Raw genomic sequence first — 11,881 nt, 5'->3', positions numbered from 1 at the left:
CATGCGCGCGCGCCTTTTCGGCCCATGCCATGATGCGAAGATGCTGACGCTTCCGCATCCTGAAATGCTCAGGCGCCGCACGGGCTCAACCAGAACCCGATGTGGCGTGCTCATCGGGTTCACGTCTCAATGCATGTAGGAGCCGCCGTCGACAGGCACGTTCTGGCCGGTGATGAAGTCGCTGGCCGGGGAGGCGAGGAACAGCAGGCAGCCGATCAGATCGTCTGGGGTCGCCTCGCGCTTCAGGGCGCGGGTGGCGATGTTGGCGGCGGAGGCGTCCTGCCAGGTGGGATTGGCGCGCATGCTTTCGCTCATGGTCAGGCCTGGCGCCACGGCGTTGACGCGGATGCCCCAGTCGCCGAGCTCACGGGCCAGCGAACGGGTCATCGAGACGATGGCGCCCTTGGTGGCGACGTAATGCAGCATGCCCGGCGTGCCCTTGAAGGCCTGGCCCGACGACAGATTGATGATCTTGCCATAGCCGCGCTGGCGCATGACCGGGGCCACCGCCTTGGCGCACTCAAACACGCCACGAATGTTGACGCTCAGCACCCGGTCGAAATCGGCGGACTCGATGTGGGTGAAATGCCCCAGATGCAAGGCGCCGGAGATCGCCGCATTATTGACGAGGATGTCGACGCCGCCAAAGGCCGTCACCGCCATATCGACGAACGCGGTGACGGATGCGGCGTCGGTGACGTCGAGCGGCGCGCCGATCGCCGTGCCGCCGGCGGCGTGAATGGCCGCCACGGCTGCGTCACATGACGTTACGTCACCCAACACGACCCGGGCGCCGGCGCGGGCCAGCGCCAGCGCAAAGGTCGCGCCAAGTCCCTGGGCCGCGCCGGTGACGAGCGCGACCTTGCCGTGAAGATCAAAGGCTGGATTGCTCATGCTGTTGCTCCGCTGGGGACGGCGCGCAGGCGACGCGCCTCTTTGCGCGCGACGCGGCGGCTATCAGCCGTCCGGCGCAACGCGGTGACCGTATAGCCGGTGCGGCGGCGTCAGATGGCCGCCGGCGCGAACCGGGATGAAGGAAAATCTGGCGTGCGCAGCACGGATCGCGTCCGGCAGCAGTGTGACGTCTCGCCGCTATGGTCGGGGAAGCGTGTCCGGAAAAACCCGGTGAAACGGCTGGCGCAGAGGCATGTGTTGCACGGCCACCTGTCGGCCGAACCATCCAGATTGGGGGGAGGATGATCCGGCCGACGGGCCTGTATGCAACGCGAACGTTGCATGCAGGTCGGTGTGCTAGGCGGCGTCAGTCAGGTCATTTTAGTGACCTGTCTTCACATTTTCGTGAACGCGCGCAGCTCAAGCACAACTGTTGGACACTCTACTAGCAAATGCCGTTACGGAAGGCACGTGGTTTTACGGTTTTGCGCTGTGGATGGCGCCAGCATGGCGGCGCCCCGTATCAGGCGACCGCCGTCGCCAGCACCGCCAGCACCTTGTCCGCCAATGCGCCGTCTGGCAGCAGCGCGTCGGCCACGGTGAAATGATTGGCGCCAGCAACGCTGATCACCGGCTCCGGGCAGGTCTGCGGCCAGGCGGCGTGCAGGCGCGCCGACTGGGATTTGAAGCCATCGGAATCGTCTTCCGCGACCGCCAGCAGCAGCGGCGCCGCCACAAGTGGCTGCTGGCCGGTGAGGCTCAGGGCGCTGGTGATGGAGTCGGTAAGGCCCATCTCTGCGTTGGCTTCGGTGAGGGTCAACGGCGCCAGCTCGTACAGGCCGGAGACGCACAGGGCGGCGCGGAACGGCGTCGCCGGCAGGCCATGGGCGCGCCAGTCGACGGTGAACAGGTCGGCGACGAGGAAGCCGCCGGCGGAATGACCGATGGGGATCAGATTGCCGCGCTCGGCGTCATTCAGCACGTCGGTCCAGATGCGGGCGAAGGAGGCGCGGGTGGCGGCGGCGATCTCCGGCAGGGTGTTTTGCGGGCACACCGGGTAATTGACGATCACCGCCGTATAGCCGGCCGCCGTAAAGGCGTTGGCGACCCAGCTGAAGGCGTCCTTGCTGAAGCGGATCCAGTTGCCGCAATGGTAGAACAGCACCGCGCCGCGGCTGGCGCCATTGGGGCGGAACACGTCGACCAGATCGCGGGCATGCGGCCCGACGCTGAGGTTGAGCGTCACGTCTGGCGCGGCGCGGGCGGCTTCGGACGCTGCGGTCCAGCGGCCGGCGATCTCCGGCACATTGGCGACCCGCAGGCGTGGGTTGTATTGCACCTCGCAAAAGTCAGCGGTCATCACATCGGTCATCTGCTTTGCTCCGTCGCCAGCCCGGGGCTGGCGGGCGTCCAGGCCTTGCGGCCAGGGTGGAAGGGTAAGCGCCGCCGCGCGGATCGATCCGCAGGCGCCGGCGTCGCGTGAACGGGACCACGGCGGGCGTGGCGTCAGCGTCCAGGCCGGCTGTCGCTGACTGGATTGGGATGCGCGCCCCGCCAGGCCAGAGGGGGGGGGAAGGGAAGCGGGGCGCGCCGCCAGCGCCTGATCGCAGGATCAGGCGCTGTTGGGGGTCAGGACGTAGTCAGAGGGGTTCAGCGCCCAGGTCATCTTCCAGTAGTCGACGAGACGCCAGGGCGAGTTGGTGAAGACGCGGCCGCTGTCATTCTTGTACCAGCTGGTCATGCCCTTATGGGCCCAGACCATGCGGCCATGCGCTTCATCGACCGAGCGGTTGTAGGCGTCGTGCACCGACGGCCGCACCTCCATCGCCTTGAGGTCGCGCTCGATCAGCTCGCGAATGCACTGCATGATGTAGCGGGTCTGGCATTCGGTGTGGAAGAACAGGCTGCCGCCGTGCGACAGCGCCGTGTTGGGGCCGAACATGATGAACAGGTTGGGGAAGCCGGGCGTGGTCATCCCCATATAAGCGCGCGGGTCATCGTCGCCCCAGGCGTCGCGGATCGTCTGGCCATTGCGGCCCACCACATGCAGCGGCGCCAGCATGGCGCGGGTCTCGAAGCCGGTGGCGAAGATGATGACGTCGGTCTCATGGGCCACGCCATCGGCGTCGATGACGGCGTTTTCGCTGATGGCGCTGACGCCGCTGTCGACCAGCGCGACATTCTCCTTGCGGAGCATGCGATACCAGTTGTTGTCGCGCAGCATGCGCTTGCCATAGGGCGGATAGTCCGGGATCACCCTGGCGATCAGGTCGTCGCGGCCCTCAAGCTCAGTCTTGATATGGGCGACAAGCCGCTCGCGGAAGGCGTGGTTCTCCGCGTTAAGCGACAGGGTCGGCTGGTCCCACGTGGGGTCGACCTGCAACATGGCGTGGAAACCGTCGCCAGAGGCCCAGGACAGCAGCGCCCGGTGCCAGCGCGCAAACCACGGTATATGCTTCAGCGCCCACACCATGCCTGGCGGCACGGTCTTGAAATAGTTCGGATTGGGGTTGGCCCACGGCGGCGAGCGCTGGAACACCATCAACCGCGCCACCTCATCGGCGATGGCGGGGCCAACCTGCATGCTGGAGGCGCCAGTGCCGACCAGCGCCACCCGCTTGCCCTTGACGTCGAGGTCACGATCCCAGCGCGCGGTGTGGACGGCGGGACCCGTGAAGCTGTCGAGGCCAGGGATCTTCGGGGTCAACGGACGGTTGAGCTGGCCGACGCCGGAGACGAGGGCGCGCCCCTCATCCACCCCGGCTTCGCCCTGCGCATCGGTGAAGGACACGCGCCAGACGCCAGCCTCCTCGTCCCAGACCGACGCATCGACCGTGTGGCCGAAGCGGATGGCGTCGCGGATGCCGAAGCGGTCAACGACGTCGTTGAGATAGGCCCAGATCTCGTCATGGCGGGCGAAGTGGCGTGACCAGTCATCCTTCAGATCAAAGGAGAACGAGTAAAAATGCGTCGGAATGTCGACGGCGCAGCCCGGATAATGGTTCTCATACCAGGTGCCGCCCACCTGGTCGTTCTTCTCATAGATGACGAAGGGGACGCCGGCCTCGCGCAGCTTGACGCCCATGCAGATGCCGGAGAGGCCAGCGCCGATGATGATGACGCGGAAGCCGGCGCGGCCTGCGGCGGCAGGGGTGCGGAAGCTTACCGAGCGGGCGTCGCGCGGCTCCTCGGTCATCTCTTCGGCCAGCATCGAGATATAATCGTCGGGCACCGGCTGGCCGACGCCGGCGCTGAAGATGCGGGCGAACGTCGCCGCATCCGGCGCAGGCAGCGCGGCGTCGCTGGCGGCGGCGGCGTTCAGGGCTTCGATCAGCCGGGCGCTGATGCGGGCGCGCAGATCCGTCGGGATGGCCTCCTGATAGCTCCAGGCGCCGGTGATGAAAGGCGCGGCCTCGTCGAGCAGATCGGTCTTGCCGGAAAGCTGCGCCTCGACCAGCAGTTGCGGCACGATGTCGGCTTCCGCCAGCGCCGCCGCCAGCGCCGCCTGGTCCCTGGTCGCCAGGCTCAGCTTGCGCCGGGCAGCGGATGTTGCGGGCGCAGGACTGTGGATGTTCATGATGAACTCCCTTGTGTGAAAGGCGTCTGGTTCACCGCGCGGAGCGCCGTCAGGGGCTGGGCCCATCTGGGTGGCGACCTCCGGGGGGCCACGGTGGATTGGTTCGGGGGGCGGCGGTTGGGCTTGTCAGGACGCCGCAGCGGCAGTGTGTGGGCTGGCGTCATCCGCTCCTGGCGTCAGGAGCCGAGGTAGGCCTCCTGGATGCGCTTGTCCTCGCGCAGCACGGCGGCCGGGCCATGGATGGTCACGGCGCCGCTCTCCATGACGTAGCCATAGTCGGCGGCGTCGAGCGCGATGGCGGCGTTCTGCTCGACGACGAGCACGGTGACGCCGGTCTCGCTGATGCGCTTCACCTGGCGGAAAATCTCCTGGACCAGCAGCGGCGCAATGCCGAGCGACGGCTCATCCAGCAGCAGCAGCTCCGGGTTCGACATCAGCGAGCGGGCGATGGCCAGCATCTGCTGCTCGCCGCCCGACAGGGTGCGGGCGTTTTGCTCGCGCCGCTCCTGCAGACGCGGGAACATCTCGAACGCCATGTCGAGGTTGCGACGGATCACCGTGCGGTCGCTCAGCGTATAGGCGCCGAGCATCAGGTTTTCCTGCACGCTCATGTCGAGAAACAGCTCGCGCTGTTCCGCCACCAGCGCCATGCCCATGCGCAGCAGCCGGTTGGCCGGCAGGCCGTCGCAGCGCTGGCCCTTCCATGAAATCTCGCCAGACCAGGGCTTCATCAGCCCGGCCACGGTGTTCAGCGTGGTGGTCTTGCCAGCGCCATTGGCGCCGAGCAGCGTCACGACGGAGCGCTCCGGCACCTCCAGATTGACGCCGTTCAGCACCTGGACGAGGCCATAGCCCGTGGTGAGGGATGCAATCTTCAGCATGGCGCGCTCCTCAATGGCCGAGATAGGCGGCGATGACGGCGGGGTCGGCGCGGATGTCGGCGGGCGCGCCCTCAGCGATGCGCGCGCCAAAATTCACCACGGTGATGCGGTCGGAGACGTTCATCACCACCGGCATGACGTGGTCGACCAGCAGGATGGTGATGCCGAGACGCTGGCGCAGCATCAGCAGGATCTGGTTGAGATCGTCGATCTCGCCTGCGCGCAGGCCGGCGGCGGGTTCATCCAGCAGCAGCATGCGCGGCTCGGCGGCCAGCGCCCGCGCCAGCTCCAGCCGGCGCATCTGCGAGAACGGCAGATAGCGAGCCTCAACCTCCCGCTGGTCGAGCAGGCCGACGAGGTCGAGCAACTCATCGACGCGGTCGCGGATCCAGGCCTCGCCGGCGGCGCGGGCCGGCAGGCGTAGGCCCGCCGCCAGCAGGCCGTAGCGGCGGATCCGGTGCAGCCCCACCGCCACATTGTCAGCCAGCGACAACTCGCCGAACAGCTCCGTGTTCTGGAACGTCCGGGTCAGGCCCAGCGCGCAGATCTGCTGGGCGTTGAAGGATGAGGCGCCATTGGCCGACAGCTGCTTGCCGGCGAAGGTGACCGAGCCTTCGGTGGGGCGATAAACGCCCGTCACCGTATTGATAATGGTGGTCTTGCCGGCGCCATTGGGGCCAATCAGGCTGTGAATGGCGCCTTCGGCCACATCGATGCTGACCTTGTTGACCGCGACCAGGCCGCCGAAGCGCACCGTGACATTGTCGAGCGAAAGCAGCGTGCTCATCGGGAGGCTCCTGTCCTGGAAGCGGCGCGGCGGCGGAACAGGTTGCGGATCAGCGGCTCGATGCCCTGCGGCGCGGTGAGGATGATGATGATCAGCGCAACCGCGAACATCAGGCCCATCCAGGTCTTGAACGAGCCCAGCAGTTCAGGGGTCATCACGAAGATCACCGCCCCGGCGATGGCGCCAGTGAGACTGCGCAGGCCGCCGATGACCAGCACCGACAGATAGGCGACGCCCATCAGCACGGTGAACTGCGCCGGATCGAGATATGTGGTCTGCAGCGACTGCAGCGCGCCGCCGAAGGCGCCGAGCAGGGCGCTGATGGCGAAGGCGGCGGCCTTCATGCGGCGCACGTCGACGCCAAGGCTGCCGGCGGCGACCTCGCTCTGGCGCACCGCGTCAAACGCCCGGCCCCAGCGCGAGGTGAGGATGTTGGCGACGACGAGCAGGGTGACCGCCGCAGCAACGCCCGAGAGGTAATACAGCGAGGCCGGCGAGCCGAAGGTGTAGCCGAGGATGGTCAGCTTCTCGGCCGGGCGGCCCACGGCGCCGCCCGTGATCGACGTCAGATGAATGAGGCCGAGATTGACGATGCCGGCGAAGGCGAGGGTGACGAGGGCGAGGTAGTGGCCCTCAACCCGCAGCGACATGACGCCGAGGCCGTAGCCCAGCACGGCGGTGAGCACGGTGGCGACCGGAATGGTCAGCCACATCGGCGCCCCGGTGTGCACGGTGAGCAGGGTCGCGCCATAGGCGCCGAAGGCGCAGAAGGCGGCCTGGGCCATGGTCACCTGGCCGGCGACGCCAGTGACGATGCTGAGGCCGGCGGTGATGATCGAGGTGGTGGCGATCAGGGCGATCAGCAGCATCATGTGCGACGACAGGAAGCTGGGACCGGCGAGGAAGAGCGCGGCGCCGGCGACGGCGAGCGCGATGCGGACAGGTTGGTTCATCGCCTCAGACCTTTCTGACCTGAGCCTTGCCGAGCAGGCCCTGCGGCATGAAGATCACCACTGCGATCAGGACGCCGTAGGCGACCACGTCCTTGGCGGCGGTGGAGATGTAATAGCCAGCGGCCGTCTCGATCAGGCCGAGCAGCACGCCGCCGAGCACGGCGCCTGGCAGGCTGCGGAAACCGCCGAGAATGGCGGCGCAGAAGCCCTTGATGCCGATCAGGCCCATCTCGGGCGACAGCGTCACCACCGGCGCCATCAGCACGCCGGTGACGGTGGCGAGCACCGCCGCCACCACCCAGATGGCCGTGTAGGCGAGGTTGACCGGGATGCCGACGATGGCGGCGCCGCGCGGGTTGGCGCAGGCGGCGAGGATGGCCTGGCCGTGCTTGGAGAACCGGAAGAAGGCGAACAGGGCCAGTGTCAGCACGGCGGCGGCGACCACCATGGCGACATTGGCGCTGGTGACGAACACCTCGCCGATCTCATAGACGCCTGGCGTGATCAGCGACGGGAAGGGCCACGGGTCGGGGCCCATGAAGGCGCGCAGGCCTTCACGAATGGCCGTGCCGATGGCCAGGGTTGCGATCACCTGCACCAGCAATGGCGCCCGGCGCAGCGGCGCCAGAATGCCGAGATACATGGCGAGGGCGAGCAGGCAGGACAGCACCAGCGACACCAGCAGCGCCACCGGCAGGGAGGCGCTGAACAGCACCTGGGAGATGACCACCAGATAGCCCGCCAGGGCGACCTGATCGCCGTAGCCGAAGTGCACCACATTGGTGCCGTTGTGGATTAGCACGATGCCGAGCGCGACGAGGGCGTACATGACGCCCGCCGGAACGCCGTTCGCGATCAATTGCAGAATATCCATATGCCTGTCGCCCTCAGTGCGTGGTCCAGCGAAGCGGGCGCCGTTCCGTGCGGAATGCGCTTCAGATGCAAATTGACGGTCGGGCCCGTTGCGAGGGGCGCGCCCCGACAGCGGCCCGAAATGGGGCCAGCTGGCGCGCCGCGACCGACGCAAAGGCGTGCGTCTGGCGGCGGCGCGCGGGGCGCGAGGTGTCGGCGAACGGGGCTGTCGCGCGCATGACGGCGCGGCAGCTGGAGGCGGCGCTACAAGGGGCGCTGCGAGGAGCGCGTCACGAGGGATATTTCACGAGGAATACGTCCCTGGGACGCGCCGCCTGGGGCGCGCCGTTACTTGGTGTCGTAAGACTTCGGCAGTACTTCGCGGGTCAGGTCGTCCTTGATGACCGCGATATACATGTCGACATTGCCTTCGTGACGGTCGGCGGTGAACGTCGTCGGGGCGATGACGCCTGCATCGAAATTCTCCAGCGTCTCCATCGCCTTGATGAAGTTTTCGCGGGTGAGATCCTTGCCGGCGCGCTGCAGGCCTTCGATCATGATGAGCGCGCCGCCATAGCCAAGCACGTCGGAGATGGCCGGACGGCCCTGGCGCACCAGCTCCGGATAGCGCTTCTGGAACGCCTCGCGGAACCTGACCATCGGCGGATGATCGCCTTCCGGCAGGTGCTGCAGCATGGTGGCCATCTTCACGCCAGCGCCGAGCTTGCCGACCATCTGCGGGTAGTTCTGGTTCGAGGTGGCGCTGGAGCCGATGATCTCGCCCTTCACGCCCATCTCGCGCAGCTGGCGGGTGATGGTGGCGCTGGCGGCGGGGTAGCCATAGACCACGACAGCGTCAGGCTTCGCCGAACGCACGCGCAGCACCTGCGAGGTGAAGTCGGTGTCCGTGGTGTTGAAAATCTCAACGGCGACGGGCTCGGCGCCCAGCTCCTTGAGGCGGGTGGCGATGGAATTGGCGCCGGTCAGGCCATATTCGTCAGACTGGCGCATGATGGCGATGCGCTTCAGGCCGGAGTCGCGATACAGATAATTGGCGATGCCGCGACCCTGCTGGCGGTCGTTCAGCGTGCCCGAGCGGAAGACATTCTTCATCGGCGGCTCGGTCATCAGCGGCGACGAGAAGCTCGGAATCACCACCGGCACGCCAGACTTCTGCAGCGCATCCTTCATCGGCACGCCGACAGCGCTGGAGCTGGGGCCGAATACTGCGAACACCTTGTCGTCATTCACGAGGCGATTAAGGCCGGCGATGCCCTTGGGCGCCGAGGTCTCGTCGTCGATCAAGGAGAAATCGATCTTGCGGCCATGCACGCCGCCAGCCGCATTGATTTCCTCAAAGGCGAGGGTGGCGCCAGCCAGATTGCCCGAGCCCCAGATAGCGGCCGGGCCGGTGATCGAGCCGACGAAGCCGATCTTGATGGCGCTGTCGGTGACGCCGGTGCTGTCAGCCGCCGCCGGGGCGACGGCGGCGAGGGTCGTGAACGCCGCCGCCAACACGGCCTGCCTGAATGTCTTCTGCATTGACGTGCCTCAGTTATGCCCCACGGGCGCAAATGGAACCAGGGGTGACGCGATGGAAGGAGTGATGTGACAGTGAAATATTAGTGACAGGACAATTCATAGCCTCACCCCCCAATGGAATGCATCAGGGCCGGCGCTGATGATTTGGGCGATGTGCCTGAGCGGCGCGTCTTCTCTGCCCAATTGGCAGGCAATTGCTGCTTAATGGCCTTGTTTACGGGCGTTGGCGGTCTTGTCAGGCGGCGCGCAACTGGGCAGTTTGTGATGTATTACAGAAATATCAGTAGTCGCCGGCGCGGTCCGGCCGCCGCTATGTGGAGATGTCCGTCGTGACAAAGAGCGATTCCCAATTCCAGTCCGTGACCGCTGACGCCGTGACAACCGACGCCGTGGCCAGCGTGCCGCCGACCTGCTTCCGCATCCATTCCACCGACGGCGTCAGCGGCCGCGAGCTGCCGGTGCGCAACGCCATCATCGCTGGCTGGGCTGGCCGGGACCTCGCCGCCGTCGAGGCGCATATCGCCGAGCTGGAAGAGATTGGCGTGGCCCGCCCGAGCAAGACGCCGCTGTTCTACCGGGTCGCCGCCAGCCTGGTGACCACCAGCGGCGCCATGCAGGTGGTCGGCGGCGCCAGCAGCGGCGAGGCCGAGGCGACGATCGTGCATTTCGGCGACGTCCTCTGTGTCGGCATCGGCTCTGACCACACCGACCGCGAGGTTGAGGCCTATGGCGTCACCGTCTCCAAGCAGGTCTGCGCCAAGCCGCTGGGCCCTGATCTGTGGCTGCTCGACGACGTGCTGCCGCATTGGGACCAGCTGGTGCTGCGCTCTTTCGTGACCGTCGACGGCGTCCGTCGTTTGTATCAGGAAGGCCCGGTGTCCGGCCTGCGGCATCCGCTGGAGCTGATCGACCTGTATCGCGCTGAAGGCGGGGTGTTCGAGCAGGGCTGCGTCATGCTGTGCGGCACCATGCCGGTGCATGGCGGCTTCCAGCCCTCCGGCGTGTTTGAGCTGGAGCTGGCTGATCCAGTGCTTGGCCGCACGCTGCGCCACACCTACACGGTGGAAGAGCTGGCCATCGCCGGCTGACGCTTCGCGGCGCGGTTGCGCAGCAACGGCGGGGGTTCGCGCCGCAGGGCAGGGCGAATGCCTGCCTGCGAGGCGCCAGTTCTAGCGGCATGTGGCGAAACTGCTGGCGATGGCCAGCGAGCTGGTTCAAAACTGGCTCGGGAACAGCGGCGCAGCACGATGGCGCAGACCAGCGCCGCTGCGCCGCGCAACCGCCGCAGGGCGGGGCGACAGGGATGGCGAGGAGGCAGGATGGGCATGGGAGCCTGGCGGAGGACAGCGCTTCGCCATCAGATGGCGACGTCTGATGTTGCCATAGTTGTGCGCTTGGATGGCGACGGTTTCGCCATCGGCCGCAATACCGGCGCGACAGGCGCGCATGGCGACGCATGGCTGCGGCGGGGCGAGGCATGAAGCCAGCGAGCCCACGCAACCCGGTCCGGCCGCCGCGTCAGCCAGGCCAGTCGCTGGCGGCCCAGGCGCATGCGGCGATCAAGCACCGCATTTTGACCCTGGGCTATGCGCCGGGCGAGTTCCTCAACGAGATGCGCATCTGCGACGAGCTGTCGATTGGCCGCACGCCGGTGCACCAGGCCATCCAGTTGCTGGCTGAAGAGGGCCTCGTCGACATCAAGCCGCGCAAGGGCGTGATGGTGCGGCCCGTCTCACTCGATGAAGTCGCGCAGATCATTGAGGCGCGCCTGGTGATTGAGCCCTATTGCGCCGCGCTTGCGGCGCGTCGGGTCACCCAGGCTGATCTCGAGGCGCCGCGCGCCATTCTCGCCACGGCGCAGCAGGAGATCGACGCCGCCAATGGCGTGGAAGAGCTGATGCAGCTTGACCGCGAATTCCACGCCTGGATCGCCCAGACCGGCGGCAACCGGGTGCTGGGGGAGGTGATCGGCAAATTGCAGGATCGCGCGCTGCGCTTCTGGTTCATATCGCTGAGCTCGCCCGACCATCTCGCCCAGGTGCAGGCCGAACACCTTGCGATCCTGCAGGCCATCGCCGCTCGTGATGAGAACCGCGCTTCCGAAGCGACGCGGCAGCATATTCTGTCGTTTCGTGAAACCATCCTGCGCGTGGCGCTGTGACGCTCATACCAGGCCGCGAACATGCTGACGCATCCGCGACCTGAAACGCCCGCTCGCCGCACGAGCTTGTCCGGCGTTGCGGAGCAGGGCTGCGGCGAGGCGAGCAGTCATATGGCCCCTCACGCAGCCAGTCATGCGTTCGCCGCATTGACGGGCGCGGCTTCAGGCGGTGATCGCCATTGACCGTCTCACGCTGTTCATAAATTATATCTTATAAAGGAATGAGAGCGGGCG

General features: G+C 66.8%; 10 protein-coding genes. 2 read left to right on the top strand and 8 right to left on the bottom strand.

What is annotated here, in order from left to right:
- Window positions 1-126: 126 nt before the first annotated feature.
- The 8 genes from AC6A67_RS04740 to AC6A67_RS04705 all read right to left on the bottom strand — a co-directional run bounded on the left by AC6A67_RS04740 (window position 127) and on the right by AC6A67_RS04705 (window position 9,486).
- The gene (locus AC6A67_RS04740; protein WP_498035407.1) at window positions 127-894 is read right to left on the bottom strand and encodes an SDR family NAD(P)-dependent oxidoreductase; all 768 of its coding nucleotides are present in this window, start codon (window positions 892-894) and stop codon (window positions 127-129) included.
- A gap of 523 nt (window positions 895-1,417) precedes the next feature.
- On the bottom strand, window positions 1,418-2,266 hold the full coding sequence (locus AC6A67_RS04735; protein ID WP_498035406.1) for an alpha/beta hydrolase: 849 nt from the start codon (window positions 2,264-2,266) through the stop codon (window positions 1,418-1,420).
- A 240-nt stretch (window positions 2,267-2,506) separates the two neighbouring features.
- Window positions 2,507-4,471, bottom strand: coding sequence for a flavin-containing monooxygenase (locus AC6A67_RS04730; protein WP_498035405.1), 1,965 nt, complete (start codon window positions 4,469-4,471; stop codon window positions 2,507-2,509).
- A 176-nt stretch (window positions 4,472-4,647) separates the two neighbouring features.
- A complete protein-coding gene (locus AC6A67_RS04725) occupies window positions 4,648-5,352 on the bottom strand; it encodes an ABC transporter ATP-binding protein (RefSeq protein ID WP_498035404.1) in 705 nt (234 codons plus the stop codon).
- Between the two features lie 10 nt (window positions 5,353-5,362).
- Window positions 5,363-6,139: an ABC transporter ATP-binding protein gene (locus tag AC6A67_RS04720; RefSeq protein ID WP_498035403.1), complete on the bottom strand. Its 777-nt coding sequence runs from the start codon at window positions 6,137-6,139 to the stop codon at window positions 5,363-5,365.
- Window positions 6,136-7,092, bottom strand: coding sequence for a branched-chain amino acid ABC transporter permease (locus AC6A67_RS04715; protein ID WP_498035402.1), 957 nt, complete (start codon window positions 7,090-7,092; stop codon window positions 6,136-6,138). The genes AC6A67_RS04720 and AC6A67_RS04715 overlap by 4 nt, the downstream gene beginning before the upstream one ends.
- 4 nt (window positions 7,093-7,096) lie before the next feature.
- Window positions 7,097-7,966, bottom strand: a complete 870-nt coding sequence (locus AC6A67_RS04710) for a branched-chain amino acid ABC transporter permease (RefSeq protein ID WP_498035401.1) — start codon at window positions 7,964-7,966, stop codon at window positions 7,097-7,099.
- A gap of 326 nt (window positions 7,967-8,292) precedes the next feature.
- Entirely contained in the window at window positions 8,293-9,486 is a 1,194-nt protein-coding gene (locus tag AC6A67_RS04705) for an ABC transporter substrate-binding protein (RefSeq protein ID WP_498035400.1), read from the bottom strand.
- A gap of 329 nt (window positions 9,487-9,815) precedes the next feature.
- Between AC6A67_RS04705 and AC6A67_RS04700 the strand changes: the two genes are divergently transcribed.
- Window positions 9,816-10,574, top strand: a complete 759-nt coding sequence (locus tag AC6A67_RS04700) for a DUF2848 domain-containing protein (protein ID WP_498035399.1) — start codon at window positions 9,816-9,818, stop codon at window positions 10,572-10,574.
- Window positions 10,575-10,963: 389 nt separating this feature from the next.
- Window positions 10,964-11,647: a GntR family transcriptional regulator gene (locus AC6A67_RS04695; RefSeq protein ID WP_498035398.1), complete on the top strand. Its 684-nt coding sequence runs from the start codon at window positions 10,964-10,966 to the stop codon at window positions 11,645-11,647.
- The last annotated feature ends 234 nt before the right edge of the window (window positions 11,648-11,881 follow it).

The organism is Camelimonas sp. FR25 (assembly GCF_059740505.1).
The sequence above is the reverse complement of the archived record's forward strand: the minus strand, read 5'-3'. Positions and strand labels throughout refer to the sequence as shown.